Source organism: Nocardia sp. NPDC004151, from assembly GCF_042874235.1.
In the GTDB taxonomy this organism is placed as follows: domain Bacteria; phylum Actinomycetota; class Actinomycetes; order Mycobacteriales; family Mycobacteriaceae; genus Nocardia.
The window spans coordinates 203,543-223,382 of the sequence record NZ_JBIAMR010000014.1 but is presented as its reverse complement, the minus strand read 5'-3'; the positions used below and the strand labels follow the sequence as shown (position 1 = coordinate 223,382).

The 19,840-nt window shown below is 66.7% G+C and carries 19 protein-coding genes; 9 read left to right on the top strand and 10 right to left on the bottom strand.

What is annotated here, in order from left to right; translation table 11 throughout:
* The first annotated feature begins 104 nt into the window (after positions 1-104).
* On the top strand, positions 105-1,043 hold the full coding sequence (locus ACFYTS_RS28000; RefSeq protein ID WP_387308385.1) for a family 1 glycosylhydrolase: 939 nt from the start codon (positions 105-107) through the stop codon (positions 1,041-1,043).
* A 33-nt stretch (positions 1,044-1,076) separates the two neighbouring features.
* On the opposite strand, the gene ACFYTS_RS27995 is transcribed toward ACFYTS_RS28000, so the two are convergent.
* The 3 genes from ACFYTS_RS27995 to ACFYTS_RS27985 form a co-directional block, all read right to left on the bottom strand.
* A complete protein-coding gene (locus ACFYTS_RS27995; RefSeq protein WP_387308383.1) occupies positions 1,077-2,165 on the bottom strand; it encodes a TIGR03857 family LLM class F420-dependent oxidoreductase in 1,089 nt (362 codons plus the stop codon).
* A 48-nt stretch (positions 2,166-2,213) separates the two neighbouring features.
* Complete coding sequence (locus ACFYTS_RS27990; protein ID WP_387308381.1) at positions 2,214-3,347, bottom strand: phosphotransferase family protein; 1,134 nt, start codon at positions 3,345-3,347, stop codon at positions 2,214-2,216.
* A gap of 88 nt (positions 3,348-3,435) precedes the next feature.
* Positions 3,436-4,071, bottom strand: coding sequence for a TetR/AcrR family transcriptional regulator (locus tag ACFYTS_RS27985; protein WP_387308379.1), 636 nt, complete (start codon positions 4,069-4,071; stop codon positions 3,436-3,438).
* Between the two features lie 106 nt (positions 4,072-4,177).
* On the opposite strand from ACFYTS_RS27985, the gene ACFYTS_RS27980 reads away from it, so the two are divergent.
* Both ACFYTS_RS27980 and ACFYTS_RS27975 read left to right on the top strand, forming a co-directional pair.
* Positions 4,178-5,113: a MerR family transcriptional regulator gene (locus tag ACFYTS_RS27980; protein WP_387308378.1), complete on the top strand. Its 936-nt coding sequence runs from the start codon at positions 4,178-4,180 to the stop codon at positions 5,111-5,113.
* A gap of 94 nt (positions 5,114-5,207) precedes the next feature.
* Positions 5,208-6,719: a multicopper oxidase family protein gene (locus ACFYTS_RS27975; protein WP_387308375.1), complete on the top strand. Its 1,512-nt coding sequence runs from the start codon at positions 5,208-5,210 to the stop codon at positions 6,717-6,719.
* A 245-nt stretch (positions 6,720-6,964) separates the two neighbouring features.
* Here the strand turns inward: ACFYTS_RS27975 and ACFYTS_RS27970 are convergent, their stop codons facing one another.
* Positions 6,965-7,276 (bottom strand): EthD family reductase, encoded by a 312-nt coding sequence (locus ACFYTS_RS27970; protein ID WP_357286860.1) that lies wholly within the window; start codon positions 7,274-7,276, stop codon positions 6,965-6,967.
* A 125-nt stretch (positions 7,277-7,401) separates the two neighbouring features.
* On the opposite strand from ACFYTS_RS27970, the gene ACFYTS_RS27965 reads away from it, so the two are divergent.
* Positions 7,402-8,304: a LysR substrate-binding domain-containing protein gene (locus ACFYTS_RS27965; protein WP_387308372.1), complete on the top strand. Its 903-nt coding sequence runs from the start codon at positions 7,402-7,404 to the stop codon at positions 8,302-8,304.
* 59 nt (positions 8,305-8,363) lie between these two features.
* On the opposite strand, the gene ACFYTS_RS27960 is transcribed toward ACFYTS_RS27965, so the two are convergent.
* On the bottom strand, positions 8,364-8,768 hold the full coding sequence (locus ACFYTS_RS27960) for a hypothetical protein (protein WP_357286855.1): 405 nt from the start codon (positions 8,766-8,768) through the stop codon (positions 8,364-8,366).
* 167 nt (positions 8,769-8,935) lie between these two features.
* On the opposite strand from ACFYTS_RS27960, the gene ACFYTS_RS27955 reads away from it, so the two are divergent.
* Together ACFYTS_RS27955 and ACFYTS_RS27950 are read left to right on the top strand one after the other, a co-directional pair.
* Positions 8,936-9,424: a DUF4265 domain-containing protein gene (locus ACFYTS_RS27955; protein ID WP_387308370.1), complete on the top strand. Its 489-nt coding sequence runs from the start codon at positions 8,936-8,938 to the stop codon at positions 9,422-9,424.
* Positions 9,425-9,662: 238 nt separating this feature from the next.
* Positions 9,663-10,151, top strand: coding sequence for a hypothetical protein (locus tag ACFYTS_RS27950; protein WP_387308368.1), 489 nt, complete (start codon positions 9,663-9,665; stop codon positions 10,149-10,151).
* A 366-nt stretch (positions 10,152-10,517) separates the two neighbouring features.
* On the opposite strand, the gene ACFYTS_RS27945 is transcribed toward ACFYTS_RS27950, so the two are convergent.
* The 4 genes from ACFYTS_RS27945 to ACFYTS_RS27930 all read right to left on the bottom strand — a co-directional run bounded on the left by ACFYTS_RS27945 (position 10,518) and on the right by ACFYTS_RS27930 (position 14,128).
* Complete coding sequence (locus tag ACFYTS_RS27945) at positions 10,518-12,380, bottom strand: glycoside hydrolase family 5 protein (protein ID WP_387308365.1); 1,863 nt, start codon at positions 12,378-12,380, stop codon at positions 10,518-10,520.
* Between the two features lie 160 nt (positions 12,381-12,540).
* On the bottom strand, positions 12,541-12,771 hold the full coding sequence (locus tag ACFYTS_RS27940; protein WP_387308363.1) for a DUF397 domain-containing protein: 231 nt from the start codon (positions 12,769-12,771) through the stop codon (positions 12,541-12,543).
* On the bottom strand, positions 12,684-13,022 hold the full coding sequence (locus ACFYTS_RS27935; RefSeq protein WP_387308396.1) for a DUF397 domain-containing protein: 339 nt from the start codon (positions 13,020-13,022) through the stop codon (positions 12,684-12,686). Before ACFYTS_RS27935 ends, ACFYTS_RS27940 begins: the two co-directional genes overlap by 88 nt.
* A 149-nt stretch (positions 13,023-13,171) precedes the next feature.
* A complete protein-coding gene (locus ACFYTS_RS27930; protein WP_387308360.1) occupies positions 13,172-14,128 on the bottom strand; it encodes an esterase/lipase family protein in 957 nt (318 codons plus the stop codon).
* A gap of 154 nt (positions 14,129-14,282) precedes the next feature.
* On the opposite strand from ACFYTS_RS27930, the gene ACFYTS_RS27925 reads away from it, so the two are divergent.
* Entirely contained in the window at positions 14,283-15,161 is an 879-nt protein-coding gene (locus ACFYTS_RS27925) for a DMT family transporter (protein ID WP_387308358.1), read from the top strand.
* Here ACFYTS_RS27925 and ACFYTS_RS27920 read toward each other — a convergent pair.
* Entirely contained in the window at positions 15,158-16,318 is a 1,161-nt protein-coding gene (locus tag ACFYTS_RS27920) for an AI-2E family transporter (protein WP_387308356.1), read from the bottom strand. The two genes, ACFYTS_RS27925 and ACFYTS_RS27920, sit on opposite strands and share 4 nt — an antisense overlap.
* A gap of 195 nt (positions 16,319-16,513) precedes the next feature.
* Between ACFYTS_RS27920 and ACFYTS_RS27915 the strand changes: the two genes are divergently transcribed.
* Positions 16,514-17,173 carry a PhoU domain-containing protein gene (locus ACFYTS_RS27915; protein ID WP_357286829.1) on the top strand — a complete coding sequence of 220 codons (660 nt, stop codon included), beginning with the start codon at positions 16,514-16,516 and terminating at the stop codon, positions 17,171-17,173.
* Positions 17,174-17,435: 262 nt separating this feature from the next.
* Positions 17,436-19,838 (top strand): MFS transporter, encoded by a 2,403-nt coding sequence (locus tag ACFYTS_RS27910; RefSeq protein ID WP_387308354.1) that lies wholly within the window; start codon positions 17,436-17,438, stop codon positions 19,836-19,838.
* Positions 19,839-19,840 lie beyond the last annotated feature (2 nt).

The following is a 19,840-nucleotide window of genomic DNA, read 5'->3' as shown; positions in this document are numbered from 1 at the left end:
ACCACCACCAGAACCCGACCGCACCAACCCTCCTGTCCCCGAATGTGATTCAAAGCGCGGGCTATCAGCCTGGCAAGTGATTCTGCAACAGGCTCTACGACGATGTGATCGGGGCCATCGTCGCCGCCGGTATGCGTCCGATGCTGACGCTGGACCATTGGGTGTATCCCGGCTGGGCGGCCGACCGCGGCGGCTGGCGCGATCCCGGCATGGTCTCGGACTGGCTCGCCAACATGCGTAAGGTGGTCGACCGTTACGCCGCCCGTAATCCGGTCTGGGTGACCATCAACGAGCCGGTCGCGTACATCATGCACGAGGTCCGCCAGAACGGAACCGACGCCGATCAGATGCTCGACAGCGTGGCGCAGGCGCACGACGCCATCTACGACTACATCCACCAGATCCAGCCGAACGCGCTCGTGACCAGCAATGTCGGCTATGTCGCCGGGGCGGAGTCGCAGGTCAACGGACCCCTGATGGACCGGATCGGCGACCGGCTCGACTTCATCGGCGTCGACTACTACTTCGGCTACGAACCGCCGGATCTCGCCGCCGCGAACGCACCCTCGGGCATGTGGGATCTCCCCGTCCGTCCCGAGGGCATCTACTTTGCGCTGCAGCACTATTCACAGCGCTTTCCAGGTAAGCCGCTGTGGATCGTGGAGAACGGCATGCCGACCGAGAACGCTCGACCCCGCGCGGACGGCTACACCCGCTCGGATCACCTCCGCGACACCGTCTACTGGCTCCAGCGTGCGAGATCCGATGGCATGAACCTCATCGGCTACAACTACTGGAGCCTGACCGACAACTACGAATGGAGCTCCTACACACCGAGATTCGGTCTCTACACGGTGAACGTGCGCACTGATCCGGCCCTGACCCGAATCCCCACGGACGCGGTCGTCACCTACCGCGCCATCATCGCGCACGACGGGGTCCCCGCCGACTACCTGCCCCTGCGTCCAGTCGCCGACTGTCGCCTGATCGATCCACCCGCCAGCTGCGCCACCCCGGTCGCCGCACCTCGAGCCGATGGCTGACCATCGGCTCGATGCACGGCGAGAACCCCTGTCTCAGGCGAACTTTCCCGGGTTGGCGGCCACGGCCCGGCGCAGGGTGGGCCGGTTGGCCCGGTAGGCGTCCACCACCGATTCCAGCTCGTGCGGACTGGCCCCGTGCATGATCACCGAGTGGCAGCCGAGGTCGTATTCGCGGGAGATCTTCCGCACGCACTGCTCGGGCGTGCCGTAGGCGGCCGAGGCGAGCCATTCGTCCGGAATGAGCGCGTCCAGCTGCTCCAGCACCTCGACCGAGGCGGACGCGTCGATGGGGCCCGCTGCCGCGGCGTCCTGGTACAGCTGCGTGCCGCGAATCCGCTCCCACACCTGCGGATCCCAGCCATTGGCGCTGATCAGGATGTCGGCGTACGCCTGCAGATAGGTCACCAGGCGGCCGGTCCGCCGCCGCAGCTGGTCCTCGGGAGTGAGCGCGTCGCTCGCGGTCGCCAGGCAGGACCAGACGCGGACGCTGTCGGGGTCCTTGCCCGCCCGCTCGGCGCCACGCCGCACGGCGGCGACGGAGTTCGCGGTGGCCTCGTCGGAGAAGAAGGTGTGCAGGACGACGAAGTCACCGATCTCACCGGCGAGTTCCATGGTCTTCGGGCCCACCGCGACGAAGCCGATCGGCGGCGCTTCGTCGAGGCCGTTCTGGTGGTACAGCACGGGCCATTTGCCTGCGGGCCCATCGTGATTCACGATCGTCTCGCCGTCCCACAGGCGGCGCAGGATGCCGACGAAATCCCGCAGCTGCGCCTCGGTGACGGCGGGCAGCCCGATCGCCTTCCAGTTCGCCGCCATCCCGCGCCCGAAGGCCATGGCGAACCGGCCCTCGGTCATCGCCTGCATGGTCGAGCCGATGGTCGCGGTCACCATGGGATGGCGGGTGTGGTGATTGGTTGCCGCGGCGGCGATTCCGAGGTCGGTGGTGCATCCGGCGAGACCGCCGGACAGGACGGCGGAGTCCTTCACCGTCATGCGCTCGCCGATCATGCACGAGCCGAGGCCGATTCGCTCGGCGTCGCGGGCCTCGGGCAGCAGGACGCGGGCGTCGGCGGGATGCCGGGTGATGCAGTAGTAGGACAGTTCGTTCAGTTGATCGGTCACGAGAGTTGTACTTCCCTAATAGGTTTCGAAACAGGCGGACGCCGGGTTTCAGGCGCCGAGTTCGGTGAGCAGTTCTTCGACGATCGCTCGGTGGTGGAGCAGCACCTCGATGTCCTCGGGGCGCTCCATCTCACCGAAATGGATCTGCCGGCCGCCGGCGCGCAGGAAGACGACGGCGTAGTTGAGGGCGGCGAACATCGTGTACCAGGTGAGGTCGGCGAGTTCGACGCCCGAGTGCCGGGCGTAGCTCGCCCGGACGTCTTCCACGCGCATGAAGTCCGGCATGCCGGGAAACCCGAAGTTTTCGGCGATGGCGTGAAAGACGCGGTGCCCGAACGTGATCCAGGCGACATCGAGCTCGCGGGGGCCGATCGTCGCCATCTCCCAGTCGAGCACCGCGACCGGAGCGAAGTCCCGGTACATGAGGTTGCCGAGTCGCGCGTCGCCCCAGGACAGCACGGCCTCGTACGACGACGGCTCCGGGATATTGCCGGTGAGCCACTTCAGGATTCGCTCCACCAACGGTGATGGCCCGATGTCGCGTGCCGCGAACTCGTACCACGCCCGGGCGCGGTTCAGGTTCCGCTCGAGCAGGCTGTCACCGGGGTGCGCGGGGTCGAGGAACGCGAACGTGGTTGCCGCGTCCGGGATCGCGTGGATCTTCGCTAGCGTTTCGACCGTTCTCTCCTGCACGCCGCGCTGCTGCTCCGGATCTGCGTCGAAGAGCCAGTTGTTGCCGAAGGTGTAGGGCATGACATCGGGCGGCACCTGGCCGTCGACCCGATCCATCAGGAGAAACGGTGTGCCCAGTACCTCGCCGGTCGGTTCGAGGAACCGCACCAGGGGAACGCGGACGTCGCTCGCGTCGGCCACGATGCGCATCACGTCGAACTGCTCGCGCAGGTTGTAGCGCTCGTAGACCGGGAAGTCGCCGGGGGCGGGGACGACCCGGGCGATCAGGTCGTTGATCTGCTCTGTTCCGGCTTCCTGCCAGCGCAGGGTGAGGGTGAGCGTCTCCGCGGACATGCCGTTGCTGTCGATGCCGGACCCCAGCGTGAGCTCCGGATTCGCGTCGTCGGGCAGCTGCGTGGCCAGCCATGCGGTGAGGCGGGGAATCAGGGCGGCGGTGTCACGGCTACTGCGCTGCAGGCGCATGCCCTGATCATCGGGAGACGGAGACATGAGTCACTCCTGACTGGATTGCGAAAGCTGGAGGTAACAGTGGACCTCCCCGTCACAATTGTCAACGAGGGTTCTCAAAGAGTGTGAGTCATAGCAGGTAAAACGCTATGGAGTCGACCAGGCAGTGGCGCGCTTCGGTCAGTTCGGCGGGTGAGGACAGCCGGCGCTCGTTATTGATGCCGCGCATGGCCATCGGGATCAGCGCCTGGACGCGATGCACCTTCTCCGCGTCGAGAGGCAGGTCCGCGAGGAAGTACTCGAAGGCCCTGAGCCAGGCGTCCTCGTACCCGGCCATCGCCGCCGTGGTCAGCGGGAAATCCTCGAGCCGTTCCTTCTGGCCATTGGGCAGTCCGGCCCGCAGCGTCTCGACCGCCCGCCCCTCGGGAGTGCCGAGGATGGTCCACATGGCATCGACCATCTCCCACGCCCGCTCCCGGATCGTCCCGGTCACCTGCGGCCAGCTCTCGGGGCTGTTCGCCCCGGTGCGATCGGTCAATTCGACGAGCACGGCCGCCCACAGTCCGTCGATATCGCCGAACTGATGTTTCAACGTCCCCCAGCTGACCCCGGCCTCCCGGGCGACCCGATTCGCCGACAGCGGTTCCCCGGACCCCGTCGCGAGACAGCCGATGGCCACATCGAGTAGCCGCTGCCTGGTCTCCCGCCCCTTCCGATTGAGGCGAGTTCCGGCCGCGGATTGCATTGTCGAACTCGTCTCGGTCATCGCCGCTTCCGTTTCGCATGTCCGAAATCTCGGAATCTCCGATTATCGGTCCGACGATAGCTGGAGGACTTGAGTCTCCATCCGGGGGAGACAGGAAGGTTGGGGCATGGACGACGACACGCTCTTCACGATCGGCGCTCTGGCCGAACGGACCGGCTTGACGGTCAAGACGATCCGGTTCTACTCCGACAAGGGGATCGTGCCGCCGACCGATCACACCCCGACCGGCTACCGGCTCTACGACGCCGAAGCCGCTACCCGCCTGGAACTGGTCCGCACCCTGCGCGAATTGGGCATCGACCTGCCCACCGTGGCGCGGGTGCTGGCGCGCGAGACCTCGCTGACCGCGGTGGCCGCGGCCCACGCCGATGCGCTCGACGTGCAGATCCGGATCCTGCGGATGCGGCGCGCGGTCCTGCGCGCCGTGGCCGAGCGGGGCTCCCACCGAGAGGAAATGGAACTCATGCACAACCTGATGCGCCTGTCCGAGGCCGAACGCCGCCGGCTGATCGACGACTTCGTCGACGCCGCGTACGGCGGCGTGGACGCCAATCCCGCCATGGTGGAGCTGGTCCGCACCAGCATGCCCGAACTGCCGGACGACCCGACCGTCGCGCAGATCACGGCGTGGATGGAACTTGTGGAACTGGTGCAGGACAACGACTTCCGCGAATCGGTCCGGGCCATGGCCGAGTACCAGGCCCGGGAACGCGCCGAGGGCGATTCCACCGGGCTGCACCACGACCTCACCGAAGCCGTCCGCACCGATATCGGTAAGGCCCTCGCCGACGGACTGAGCGCCGACTCCGAGGCCGCCGCCACGGTCGTCGACGGGCTCACCGCGCGCTACGCCGACACCTTCGGCAAGCCCGACGACGCGCGACTGCGCCGCTGGATCCTCGAGCGGCTCAAGGTGGCCAATGATTCACGCGTGGAACGCTATTGGCGGCTGGTGTCGGCCATCAACGGCTGGCCGGAGATGCCCGATCTGGGGCCGGTGTTCACCTGGTTCGCCGCCGCGCTGCGCGCCCACCCGGCCTAGGGGATCCACCGGGGATTCTCTCGGGTGAATCAGGGAGCGATTTGGGGGATCCGCCGGATCCGCGGAACGGCGGGTTTTCCCTAGCGTTCGAGGCATGAGAGACGGGTCCCGAATGCGGCGGGTGTTGGTCCGGCTGGGCGTGGCGGTGCTGGTTGTGGTCGTTGGGCTGAGCGGTGCGACGGCCTGGGTCTACACCTCGGCTGAAGTATCCACCGTGGGGAAGGTGGATTTCGTGCGTCCGCTGGCCATCCCGCCGCTGGCCCCGTCGACCGTGGCGGCGGACGGGGCGCGGGAGTTCGAACTCGACATGCGTTCCGGCAGTAAGGAATTCCGCACCGGACAGGTGACCGATACCTGGGGATTCAATGGCGACCATCTCGGACCGACCCTGCGTGCGCGCCGCGGGGAGCAGGTTCGAGTGCGGGTCCGCAATGAACTGCCGGAAGCGTCGACCGTCCACTGGCACGGCATGCATGTGCCCGCCGCGATGGATGGAGGACCGCATCAGATGGTCGAACCGGGTGCGGAGTGGAAGCCGGAATGGACGGTCGAACAGCCCGCCGCCACCCTCTGGTACCACCCGCACCCGCACGGGGCCACCGAGACCCACGTCAGCCGGGGGCTGGCCGGGATGTTCCTGCTCGACGACGACGCCTCGGACGCGCTCGCATTGCCCCACAGCTACGGTGTCGACGATTTCCCGCTGCTCGTGCAGGACGTGCGATTCCGCAACGGGCGGTTCGATTTCGGGCACAGCGCGTTCCGCGACGCCGGATTCCTGGGCAATGAGGTCCTGGTCAACGGCACCCTCGCGCCCTACCGCGAGGTGAGCGACGAACTGGTGCGACTGCGCCTGGTCAACGCGTCCCCCGCGCGCATCTACAACTTCGGCCTCTCCGATGGCCGCGACTTCGCGCTCATCGGCACCGACGGCGGCCTGCTGGAGCGCCCCGCCCGGCTGAAGCACGTACAACTGTCCCCGGGCGAGCGCGCCGAAATCGTGGTCCGCATGAAGCCGGGCGAGCGCGTGACCCTGCGCAGCGACCGCCTCGACGCCGGACTCGACATGTTCACCAACCGATTCAGCGGCGGCGACGACCGATTCGACATCCTCGAACTACGAGCCGCCGCAACGCTTCGGCCGGTACCGGCCCTACCCGACCACCTCGTCACCCCGCAGACGCCGAAGGCCGCGGATTCGGTGGGGGAGCGGTCCTTCGAGCTGGAGTTCGGCAAGATCAACGGCAAGGCGATGGATATGAGCCGCGTCGACGCCACGGTGACTCGCGGCACCACCGAGACCTGGGTCGTCCACAACGGCGACGGCACCCCGCACAACTTCCACATCCACGACACCCAATTCGCGGTCACGGACGTGAACGGTAGCCAACCGCCCGAGTCTCTCCGCGGCCCGAAGGACACCGTCTTCGTAGCCCCGGGCTCCACCGTGAAACTGCTGGTCCGCTTCGACGGCCCCGCGGATCCCAATGCCCCGTACATGTTCCACTGCCATCTCCTCTGGCACGAGGATCTGGGCATGATGGGCCAATTCGTCGTCGTGGATCCAGGACAACAGGCCGGAACACCTCACCACGCCGGGCACTGACGGTCAAGAGTGAGCGGCGCGACAGCGCGAGCCTGACGAACTGGACGCGGGTCGCCGTCAACCGGTGCCGAGAGGGCCTGTAAACGGAAGGTTCGTCCAGGCCCACGACGTCGGTCGCGCCCGATGGTGCCGGCGGCAACTCTTCGGGCCCTTGGGAGCCCCGGAAGTCGGGGCGGCCCCGCCGACCGGAATCGGGCCGCTCCGGAATTCGGCACCGCAGGTATTCGCGGCGCCCGATCCCTGCTTTAGCTGGTGCCGTCCTGCACCGGATAGTCGATGACGACCAAACCGCCGGTGGCGTAGTTGACGACATCGGCGGCCGCCCGCTGGCCATATTCCGATTCCCGCGACGCGGCCATGGCGGCGGCGTCAGCGAAGTCGGCTTCGAAGACCGCGAAATACGGCGCTTCGCCCTTGGTCGCCGCCACGTCGAAGCTGTAGCGCCACGCGAGCAGGCCGGGCCATTTCATGACCAGCGGAAGGTGGTTGTTCACGTAGTAGTCGCGGAAGTGGTCCGGGTCGGCGGGCTTGGGGTATAGGACCACCAACTTATGCATAACTGCCTCCTGGGCGGCTGGTTCGAATCGTCATAAACGCAGGTTAGGGCGTGATGTGTGGTCGAGGGAAAGACCGGGACGGGATAGGCTCAGAACGGATCGTTATCACTCGACGGGGAGGGTATGTGGCGCCGGATACGGTGAGCCTGCGGTACTTTCTGGTGCTGGCGCAGGAGTTGAACTTCACCCGCGCGGCCGAACGGATCGGTATCGCGCAACCCGCGCTCAGTGCCCGGATGCGCCGATTGGAGGCGGAACTCGGTACGAGCCTGCTGGTTCGTAACACGCGTAGCGTCGTATTGACCACGGCCGGTGCGGCTTTGGCGGAGTCCGCGCCGCCCGCGCTGGCGGCGCTGGACCGGGCATGGGACACCGCCCGGCATGCCGGGGCCGGTGAACTGGGCACGCTACGCATCGGATACAGCCTCAGCGCGGGGGCCGAGACAGCACCGGCCCTGGTGGACAGGCTCATTCACAGCAGCCCAGGACTCGAGGTCAGCGCGGTCCCGATGGCGACACCGGAGATCTCTCCCGCGGTCGCCGACGGCCGCATCGATGCGGGGATCACCCGCGGTGAACAGCCGGGCCGTGGCGTGCGCCGGTTCCTGCTGCGGCGTCAGCGCGTCGGGATCCTATTGGCACAGCATCATCCGCTGGCCGAACACCCGGAGATCGAGATCGCCGATGCGGCCGCGTATCCGCTGCGACTCCCCGACCGCACCGCCAACCCCGTGATCCACGATCAGCTGTCCGCCCTGTTCCGCGACATCCAGCCAACCCCCCGATTCCACACGCCCGCAGTCTCTTTCGACCTGTCCCAGCGCGACCTCCGTGACGGGCTCACCCTCGCCCCGGCCGGTGAAGCCGCGGTCACGACATCACCGGCCGGCCTCACGTGGCGACCGCTACAGGGCGCACCCACCTTGACGATCCACCTGGTCCTCCCGCGCGAGCAGTCACCACTACACCGCCGCATCCGCACCATCGCCAAAGCCCTGGCGCACGAGCTGCACTGGCTGCCGGACTGACGCGCAGTTCGCGCGAGACTGACGTCATGCGGCAGTAGCAGATGGTTCCGTCTACTGGTTCACCGCGACTGGTGTGCTCCGATAGTGGCCCGGTACGCATCGAGGAGACGGAAGAAGGCATCTATCGCGGTCTCATCCTCGTCAAGGTGGTCCTCGATGGCCGTGGCCCAGCCCATAGCCATACCCCACCCGAACTCCTTGCGCAGCCAACATGCGAAGGGCCCAGTGGGGCTGAGGGCGAACTCCTCTGGCACGGAATGCACTTCGAGTGCGATGCCGTATCCGCACAGCAGCATCATGAGTTCCTGCAATGACTCCCCGCGGGCCCACATCCCCGGCCGCTGCCGAACATTGTGGTCGAGCAGTTCATACACGTCATGGCAATCGGCCACGGCCTTGACCGAAGGATCTGTCTTCGACCACTCCGGACCGTAGGAACGTGGTGGGGGACTCTGTCTCGTCACGTGCCCACCTCACCATGGATCTGCGTGACCTTGCCCTATCCGAGGGCGCGCCCATCGGCTTCAGCGCCCACCACAGGCGGCCATGAAGCACTCTGTCCGTGAATCTTCTGTGCCCCGCGATGACCGCCTGAGACCGCGGGCTTTGGTGGATGTTGGACGATAGGCAGGTGACCGAGATCCGTGACGACCACGTGAAAGTCCACTTCCGTATGGACATCGACGAGCGGGGGTGGCCGCCGGCAAGCGTCGAAAGTCTGTGGGCGATAGACCTCGGTGACGGTACCGCGCGGTTGGACAACACGCCCTGGTTCGTCCGCGGAGTCGCCAGCGGGGACATCATCACGGTGCAGCCGGATGACGAGGGTGTCCTCTGGGCCGGCGAGACGGTCCAGCCCTCGCAGAACTGCACCATCCGCTTGATCGTGCTGAAAGACGACGGTTCGGCTGCCGCTCGGGGGAGCGTATTGAAGGCCTTCCACCGCCTCGGCACGACAGGCGAAGGCATTGAGCACTACCGGATGGTGGCCTTGGATGTACCGCCCGATGCGGACCTGCCGAAGATCCGCAAGCTGTTGGAACACGGTGCGGAGCAGGGCTGGTGGCACTGGGAGCAAGGGTGCGTCACCGAAGCGTGGAAGGCCACTGCTCGAGGGTGATGGCAGCAGGTTGGTGGTTGAGAGTGGCTGCTACATCGGTCCGACGGCCAGCCTGCGAGGCGATTTCGGTTAGATCGTCATCGGTTCGGGTTCCAACGTTCAGGATGGCTGCGTGTTGCACTCGTTTCCGGGGCGAGAGTTGGTGCTGGAGGCAGAATCCAACATCGTGGTCCTATGCGACGTGGATGGCATTTAGTAAGGCAGTCGGGGAACTCGTATAGGCAGTTGTGGAGAGCCCGTGGAGATTTCGTGCGGATTCGGTGCGACCGATGAGGCGTTCGTCGTTGCGTGCCAGCATGATCGAATGTTTGCGACGAATATTCCCGGTGGCCAGGTTTATGCGATGCCGCGTCGGTGGTCGCCGTGGCTGATTCTGCTGTATCCGGTCATAGGCGTGATGGTGGCGGCGTGGACTTACCACCGGATGGTGGGCATAACCCTCGATTGCGTGCACCTCATCGACGGGGGAGCCGGTTTCGCACTCTTGTTTCTTGGTGTCGCTGGGCTGCTGAGCATGTCGTTCGTGGGTCTGGTGACAGGGCTGCTCGCGGTCATGGCCAATCACCTGCTGCGCACCTCGGCGACTCGCCGCCAAATCAGTGGAATCGTTCCGACGCTGATTACCTGCGTGGGTATCGGTCTGATCGCCATCATATGCGTGCGTTTGCTGAACGAAGCCACGCCGCCGGCTGACTATTGCAGCAAATTCAACCTGCCCATGCGCTGAACTGATTTCGAGTGGGGGCCTGGAGTTCGCGGGACGTCGTTATCGCTGGCGAGTGCGGCATGCGGGCATCACGACGACATCGGCGAAGTCCAGCTCCCACACGACCGGGGCCGCGGTTGTGTAATTCATCGGTACCTCGGAATGGTGCACTCCACAGCACGAGCAGACGAATCCGAGTCCACCGATCATGGCGCGCAGTCTAGATCACGGTTGGCCGGGGGAGCCGCTGCGAGTCCGCCGGCCGGAATGCGAGGACGGTGCCCGCCGTCTCTGGGTGAGACGGCCGGGCACCGGTCGGCTGGTGGTGGGCCTGTGTTCCCGGGGAAGGATCAGGCCCGTGAGCTTCGGCTGCCGGGCAGCTGGGGCTCAGGGGAGGGTGCGGCAGTACAGGGCCTGGGGGCGGTTGCCGCGGTTGTTGTTGCCGGAGAATGCGATTCCGGCGACGTACTCGTTGGCGTTGCACTGGCCCTTGTAGTAGCTGTTGGCCCAGTCGCCGCCTTCGCCGGAGGAGGGGCGGTTGTCGCCGCGGTCGAACCACAGGGTGCGGCCCGAACCCGCGAGCGGGACTCGGCCGGGGGCGCACAGGATTCCGGACATGGAGTCGCCGCGGAGGCTGTAGCCGATCATGAACTGGCCTTCGGCGCACTGGTATTTGGTGAAACCACTCGCCCAGTCGGTGCTGACCTTCTCGGTGCTGACCTTGACCGCACCGGTGCCCGACTGCCACAGATCACCCAGGGTGGCGTCACCGCAGAGGCCGCCCTGGCCGCGGTCGGTAACACCGAACAGCCGCTGGCCGTCGGGGCACACCATCTTGTGGGCGCCGCTGTCCCAGTCGGCGGCGGCGCGGATCGAGCGGTTGTCGTCCTCGTGGATGCCCTGGAGCATGGACCAGGTACGGCTCGGGTTGACCTTGCCGGTGAAGCCGTTCGCCTCGATCAGGCGACTGAAATGCGAAGCGCGCCAGTCGTCGGCGTCGGTGATTTTGCGCAGTCCGCCCGTGGTGTCATAGCGCAGCAGGCCCCAGGAGTTGCCCTTGTCGTTCTGCTGGTAGCCGATGATCGGCCAGTAGGCGAAGTCGAGGTCGCGCTCGATGAGGTAGTCGACCATGTTCTTGAACCACGCCTTGTCCAGGTCGTTGGCATCGCTTTTGCCGATGCCGAATTCGCTGACCCAGACCGGGGCGGTGAAGTGCGTGTCGGCGGTGGTGGCGACGTATCCGGCGCGTTCGTCCATGGACTTGAACAGGTCGGTGCGAGACATGTCGCGGAAGCGCGGGTCGTGGGTCTCACCGCCGCTGATGCCGGTGCCGCCGGTGTGCTTGGGGCCGATGTAGCCGTAGAAGTGGACCGCGTAGACAACCTTGTGGGACTTCACCAAGGTGGTGGACAGCCGCTTCACCGGCTCCAGCATCGGTCGTTCATGCCAGGTCAGGTCGGTGGGGATGCCCATCCAGTTGACGCCCTCGACCATGATGAGCAGATCCGGATTGCCCTTGGTGAGAATGGCGTCGCCGGCTTCCTGTGCGGCGTCGGCCCAGTCGTGGCTGTCGCCCTGGCCCCAGTTGGGGTTGTCCCAGGTGTCGCGGCGCACCTCATTGCGCAGGTCCGCGCCGATGACCCCGGGGTCATTGCGGTACCGGGCGGTCATGAACACCCAGTCGTCGATCCACTTCTCCCAGGACTGGCCCGAGTTCCAGCGCTCGTTGCCGTCCACGGCGCAGCACCAGCGGGTGGTGGTCGTGTGGTTGTTGAGGATGACGCCGAGTCCGGCCGAGGTGAGCGCGGCGACGGCCCGGTCGTACACCTCGATCGGCCGTAGGCCGTTGAGTTCCGGATTCGCGGTCAGGCCCTGTACTGCCCGGCTGTCGGTGATCATCTCGTTCGAGAACGGCAGGCGAATGCTGTTGAGCCCCAGCGCCTTGAAGTCGCCGATCAGCTTGGCCATCGGCACCCGGTCGAGGCCCAGCGGGGCGCGGTGCCCGTTCTCCTCGGAGAAATTGTTGGCCGTGACCTCGTCGTCGCCACTGCCGGTCCAGGTGCCGCTCGAGCCGTGCCAGTTGCCGGACTTCAACTTCACCCGATTGCCGTTGGCGTCGACGATGTATCGTCCGCTCGTACTCAACGGGCCCTTCATGCCGCCGGGATCAGCGTTTGCGGGAACGGTGCTGTGCATGAACGGAACCACCAGTGTTCCGAGCAAGAGCAGCACCGTGGCTAGCTTCCTCATTCCGAATCCTCATCGTCGCGAGACCAATCCGATTGATCGGCGCCACTGACGAATGGTGACCCGGGCCACTCCGGCGGGCCGGTCGAGGAGCAACAGTAGGGTCGGGAGCCGGATTTCAGAAACATCTAATCTTCGGTGTTTGATCAGCTTTTGTTGTCAATCACCCGTCGCGCGGTCGAACTCGCCGGATTTGACGCCCCGGGGTGAACGCGTCCCACTCGCTGGGCGTGTAGACGAGGACATGCCCGTTCGGGGCCTGTGAGTGGCGTACCGCGACGTCCCCGTCCGCGAGGAAGGCGACTTCTACGCAGTCGGGGCCGTTGCCGCTGCGGGAGCTTTTGCGGAAGTCGGCGTCGTGAAGGCGGGGGTTTGTGCCGGATTGGTTGTGCATGGGCTGCTCACCCTTCTGCCAGTCTGTTCTTCCGCCTGGCAAAGGCGGGTTCGGGGATGAGGCTGCGGGCGGTCGAATTCGCCCGCCTTGACCCCCACGGTGAAGGCGTCCCACTCGCCTAGATCGAAGAGCAAGGCCGGGCCTGTGGGGTTCTTGGAGTCGCGGACACCGATTCTGCCGGAGTCGAGGAACGCTACCTCGACGCATTCGCCCTGAGGTTGGCTGTAGCTGCTCTTGAACCAGTTCGTCACGGGTAGTTCGCTATTCACGCGCGTACTCCTTTGCCAACCGCGTCACCAGGATCTGGCTTGCTTTGGCGTCGAGGCTTGCTGTGGTCGGCTGGTGGTGGCTACGAAGCGGAGGCAGTTTGGGTGAATGTTCAGTGGGGGAAGGGATTCGACTATTCGGAAAGGAGCTGTTTGATCACCCATTGCGCGGCTTCGGGTTGCATGGGGAGGGTGGCGTGGCTGGACAGGCCTGCTTGGGGGTACAGGTCTTCGAAGTAGTCGTTTTCTACGCGGGGGTCGTTGATGAAGGAGGCTTGGCCGGGTGGGGTGAGGACTTGGTCGCCGTGGGTGGCGAGGACCGCGTAGATGACGCCGGGGACGGTGACTCCGTCGGTGAGCAGGGCTTGGGTGACCGGGGATCCGGCGAGGCAGTCGAGGGCGCCTGCTACCCCGGCGAATATGGCGGGGTGCAGGGGATCTGCCGCGTCGTCGAGGATTCCGGCGAGGCCCTCGGGGGAGCCCGGGAGGCCGCCGATCAGGGCGGCGGCGGTGGCGCCTTGGGTGACCGGTGCGAGATACGTCGCGCGGTCGACGTGCGGGCCGCCGTGGAGGAATTTCAGGTAGTAGTTCGCGACCAGCGCGCCTGACGAGTGGGCGACGATGTCGACGTGGGTGGTTCCGGTCGTCGCGAGCAGCTTCGTGATGAACGCTCCCAACTGGCCCGCTGATTCAGCGACCGGTGCCGCCGCTTGCATCTGGCCGATGATGCCGTAACCGAAGATGAAGGCGCAGCCACCGAGATCTCTTATCCCGCTGGTGATTCCGGCCATCTGTCTTTCCAGTGTGCCGCGGATGTCGCCGGCCGCCCCGAAACCGCCCAGCACCACAACCGGATTCGGTTGTTCCGGTGATGGCACGCAGTCCAGCGCGGGTTCGAGGGTCGTCGAGGTCTGTCCTGCTTGCCTGCGCTGCGAGTGTTCGGCGGGCTGGCCGGTTCCGTTGTTCCGGAGCGGCCCGGCGACGCTCGGCGGCGGTTCGCCGATCGGGCCGGGCCGAGGGGCCGCCGCGGCGGGGGTGACGCTCAGTCCGATCGCGGCCGCCGTGACCGCGACGACAGTGCCGACTCGCATCCACATCTGTCTACCTCCCGGCGCCCCGTTTGTCTCCGAAGCTGCCGGTGTCGCGTTCCTCACCGAAATACTTCGGCGGGCGGCCGCGTTCGGACGACTGGTTCAGCGTGTCGGCGGCGTGCCCTACGCTCCCGGGGATCGGAAGGAGTGTGCGGTGAGTAAGCGCGGGTGGCTGTTGTTCCTGGGTATGGGCGTTATCTGGGGCGTGCCGTACGCGATGATCCGGGTGGCGGTGGGGGAGTTCGATCCGGTGTTCGTGGCATTCGGGCGGACGCTGCTGGGTGCGCTGGTGCTGTTGCCGGTCGCGCTGTTCACCAAGGTCCTGTGGCCCGTGTTCCGGGAGTGGCGTTGGGTGCTGGTGTACACGCTGGTGGAGATCACCGGGCCGTGGCTGCTCATCGGGCACGCGGAGACTCGACTGACCAGTTCGACGGTGGGGCTGCTCATCGCGGCGGTCCCGCTGATCGCGATCGTGATCACCACCCGCCTCGGGCACGAGGGTCTCGATCCGCGCCGGATCCTCGGCCTGGTGATCGGCTTCGCGGGGGTGACCGCACTGGTCGGTCTGGATATCGACATGTCGAACCTGGGCGCGCTGGCCGCCATCGGGGTGAGCGTGATCGGCTACGCCCTGGGCCCGATCATCATCGACCGCAAGCTGAAAGAGCTGCCGCCGATCGGCGTGGTCACCGCGTCGCTGGTCTTCGCGGCCACCCTCTACCTGCCGTTCACGCTGTGGCGCATGCCGTCCCATTTCCCGGCGGGCGCGACCTGGTCGGTGGTCGGGCTGGGCCTGCTGTGCACGGCGCTCGCGTTCGTCGTCTTCTTCGCCCTCATCGGCGAGGTCGGCCCGTCCCGCGCGACGGTCATCACCTACATCAATCCGGCCGTGGCCCTGCTGATCGGCGTCTCGCTGCTGAACGAGCCGCTCACCGCCGGCATGGCGATCGGCTTCCCGCTGGTGATCCTGGGCTCGATCCTGGGTACCGCACGGGCCAAGCAGCCCGAGGACGCCGTCCCGGTTCGCGCCTAGTCCTCGGACTCCTCGGCGTCCTTCGCCGCGGCCTCATCCAGCTTGCGCTGCTTGTGTGCCCCGCCTTTCCGCTCGATCCGCGGATCCTCGCTGACCTCGTACCGCTTCACGTACTCCCCGAGAAACGCCTGCAAGGTGGCGGTCGCCGGAATGGCGAGCAGCGCCCCCACCGCCCCCAGCAGCGCCCCGCCCATGATCACCGACAGCAGCGCCACCGCCGGATTCACGTCCACCGTCCGCGCGGTGATGCGCGGCTGCAGCACATAGTCCTGAACCCACTGGTAGACCACCACGAACAGCAGAATCCACACCGCGTCGAGCGGTCTGATGGTGAGCGCCACCAGGATCGGCAGCACGCCCGCGATATAGGTTCCGATGGTCGGCACGAACGAGGCCACCACGCCGAACCAGATGCCCAGCGCCAGCGCGTTCGGTAGGCCGAGCAGGGCCAGGAACGCCCCGTGCGCGATGGCCGAGATGACCGCCAGCAGCGCCCGCGAATACAGATACCCACCGGTCTTGTCGATGGCCAGGTCCCAGGCATGCAGCACCGCACCCTGTTTCGCGGGCGGCAGCAGCGAGCACACCGAGCGCCGCAGCTTGGGGCCGTCGGCGGTCATGTACACGCTGAACAGCGCGATGGTCACGAACTGCGCCAGCCCGCCCAGCACCGTGCTCGACAAGCCCCACACATTGTTCGCCGCCCGCTCGGCATAGGAACTGATGATGTCCGAGTCCTTGAAGAGTCGATCGCGCAACTGATCCAAGGTGAAATTCTGGTGGAATACGCGATTGACCCAATTCACCAATTCGTCGACCAGTCGAGGCAGTTCGCTCACCACATGGGAGACGGTCTCGACCAGGAGCACGCCCAGCGTCGCGACGAACCCCGCGGCGCAGGCGAACACGATGACGAACACCACCCCGGTGGCCAGCCCCCGATTCACGCCGTGCCCGGCGAGCCCGTCCACCGCGGGCTCCATGGCGAGCGACACGAAGAACGCCACCGTCATCATGATCGCGATCCCGATGAGCTGGTGCGCCGCCCAATTGGCGAGTTCGAACAGCCCGAGCAGGGCCAGGGCGAGCACCATGGCGCGGGGAAGCCAGGCGGGCATGGCGGTCCGCTGCGGCGGGTCTGGGTTGTCGGCGGCCACGGGGCCAGTCTCGGTTACCGGCGGGTGTTTCCGGTTACGACCCACCGAAGCAGGTCGAATCGAACAACCGGTGGACAAATCAGACAAATCTGGACGGTCTGTTTACTTCTGGTGAACGGAATCGAGACCCATTCGGAGAGAAAGGTTTTCCCGCGATAGTGTGCAGGCATGCGGGAGGGCGGCCAAGATATGCGAGTGCGCACGAAATTCTCCAGCGAACTGATGGCGCTGACCGAGGAGCTCGCGCATATGGCGCAGCTGACACAGGAGGCCTCCGAGCGGGCCACGACAGCGCTCCTCGGCGCCGACCTGACGGCCGCGTACGAGGTGTTCGCGCTCGAGGAGCAGGTAGAGATCGAGCACGCCAAATGCGAGGACCGGTCGGTCATCCTGCTGGCCCTGGAAGCCCCGGTTGCCCGTGACCTGCGCCAGGTCATCACCGCCATGCAGATCGCCGACGACCTCCTGGCCGTGAGCCGATCGTTGAGCCGCGTCGCCGACGTGGTGGTGCGCCGCTACCCGAACCCGGTGGCCCCCGAGCACGTCCTGGACCTGCTGGGGGAAATGTCCGGCGCGGTCACGCATCTCGCCGCCGGCGCGGTGAGAGTCATTGCGGCGCAGAACCCGCCGCGCGACCGCGTGCTGGTCCCGCGCGACGAGAACCTGGAGCGCCTGCGCGGCCGTCTGGTGGAGCTCGCGGCCGATGACGGCTGGGCGCACGGGTCGGCCATGGCCATCGACATCGCCCTGCTGGCCCACCACTTCGAGCGCGCGGCCGACCACTGCGTGCGCATCGGCCGCCTCATTCGCTTCTTCCACACCGGCATTCCGCTCTACGCGCAAACGGAGGCGTAACCACCACCTCCTGTGAGGGGCCCCGATCGGCGGGAGTAAGCTGCCCGAATTGCTTCATGGCGAGGTCTTTTCGAGTAGCACCGCACGCACGGCAAGCCGAAATCCGACAAGGGCCCCAAACATGCCAAACAGCTCTACCCAGGCATCGGTATCCACCCCGTCGCGGGTGGCAGCGCCGGTCCGGGTCGCACCGTCCACCGAGAAAACAGCGCCGAGCGAACCCTCGGCGCCCGCCGAGAGAACGCTCTCGCACCGCCAGATCATGACCATCCTGTCCGGCCTGCTGCTCGGGGTGTTCCTCGCGGCGCTGGACCAGAACATCGTCAGCGTGGCGATCGTCCGCATCGCCAACAGCCTGCACGGCTTCGACAAACAGGCCTGGGCCACCACCGCCTACCTGATCACCGCCACCATCTCGACGCCGCTCTACGGCAAGCTGGCCGACATCTACGGCCGGAAACCCTGCTACCTCATCGCCATCGGCGTCTTCGTGCTCGGCTCGGTGGCCTGCACCTTCGCCACCTCCATGTACCAGCTCGCGGGATTCCGCGCGCTGCAGGGCGTCGGCGCGGGCGGACTCATGTCGCTGGCCTTCACCATCATCGGCGATATCGTGCCGCCCCGCGAAAGGGTCAGGTACCAGGGCTATTTCATGATGGTCTTCGGCATCGCCACCGTGCTGGGCCCCGTCCTGGGCGGCTTCTTCTCCAACGCCGACCACATCCTCGGACTGTCCGGCTGGCGCTGGGTGTTCCTGGTGAACGTCCCGATCGGCGCACTCGCGCTGGTGGTGGTCGGCAAGGTGCTCGACGTGCCCTTCGAACGGCACCGCCACCGCACCGACTGGCTCGGGGCGATAGCCCTTGCGGCGGGCACGGTTCCGCTGCTCATCGTCGCCCAGCAGGGACGCGAATGGGGGTGGAAGTCGCAGCACGCGCTGCTCTGCTACGGCATCGCCGCCGCCGGGCTGATCGTGTTCCTCATCGTCGAACTGCTCATGAAGGACTCCGCGCTGATTCCCTTGCGGCTGTTCCGCAGTCGCACCTTCAGCATCGCCATCCTGGGCGGGTTCATCGTCGGCGTCGCCATGTTCGGCGCGATCGTGCTGGTGCCGTTGTACTTCCAGGTGGTGCGCGGGTACTCACCGACGCGCTCCGGACTTTTCATGCTGCCGCTGGTGCTGGGCATCATGCTGGGCGCGCAACTGTCCGGGCTGGTCACCAAGTTCACCGGACGCTACAAGGCGCTGCCCATCCTGGGCTCGCTGATCATCGCCGCCGGATCGGTGCTGTTCGCGCTGGTCCGCTTCGACAGCCCGCTGTGGCAGCCGCTGCTGTACTGCGGCGTCATCGGTTTCGGCCTGGGCGGCTGCATGCAGACGCTGATCATCGCCGCCCAGAACGCCGGACCGCGCGCCGACATGGGTGTGTCCACGGCGTCGGCCACCTTCTTCCGGCAGATGGGCGGCACCCTCGGGGTCGCGGTGTTCCTCACCATCCTGTTCAATCTGCTGCCGCGAAAGATCCTGGCCGCCTTCGGCGGTCAACTGCCGCCAGGTTTCGACGCTGCGCAATTGGGGCGGATCGAGGCCAATACCAGCGGGATCGCGGACCTGCCGGAACAGGTGCGTACACCCATTCTGACCGGCTTCACCCACGCCATGGGCGGGGTGTTCGCGGTGGCCGCCGCGGTCGCGGTGGTGGCGGCGGTCGTGCTGCTGTTCATGAAAGAGATTCCGCTGCAGGACACTCCGGAACCGGTCGCGGTCGTCGAGGAGGAGATCGTCGAGCCTGAGCTCGAACCGGAACCGGAACCGGAGCTCGTGTTCGAGGAGGCGCCCGGGCTGTCGGTGTCGGGCCGGGTGCGCCGGGAGGACGGGCAGTCGGTGCCCGACACCGTGCTCACCCTGATCGACCAGCGCGGACGCCAGGTATCGCGGGCCGTCGGCGATGCGGACGGGGAGTACCTGATCGGTGCGCCGCGGACGGGTGGGTACGTGCTGATCGTGTCCGCCTACGGCTATCAGCCCGCCGCGGTGAGCATTTCGGTCGGTAGCCGCCCACATCGGCTCGATGTCGCCCTGCTCGGCTCCGGCGAGGTGTCGGGCGTGGTGCGGTCGGCGGGCCGGGGCGCGCCGCTCGGCGACGCGACCATCACCCTGACCGACCACTTCGGTGACGTGGTCGGCTCGGCCGTCACCACCGCCGACGGCGACTTCACCTGCCGCGGCGTGCTGGCCGGGACCTACACGCTGGTCGCGGTGGCCGAGCACATGCGGCCGTCCGCGGTCACCCTCACCGTGCCCGACAGCGGAATGCTGCGCCACGACATCGAACTCGCGCCGCGCGCGGTCCTGGCTGGGTCGGCCTGCAACGAACGCGGCGACGGCATCCCCGACGCCCAGATCACCGTGCTCGACGAGGCCGGGGACCTGATCGCGGTCACCCGCACCGACGACACCGGCCGCTACGTGGTGCCGGATCTCGCGGAAGGTCGCTACACCGTGATGGCCCGCGGCTATCCGGCCGCCTTCAGCCGGGTCACCGTGGCCGACGGCGAAGTGGCGCACGATGTCCTGCTCGGGTACGAGCGGATGGAGGCGGCGAGCCTCGACCGCAGGGAGATGGTGGGCGCGGACCTCCGGGAGGTGGCGGACCGGGTTTGAGA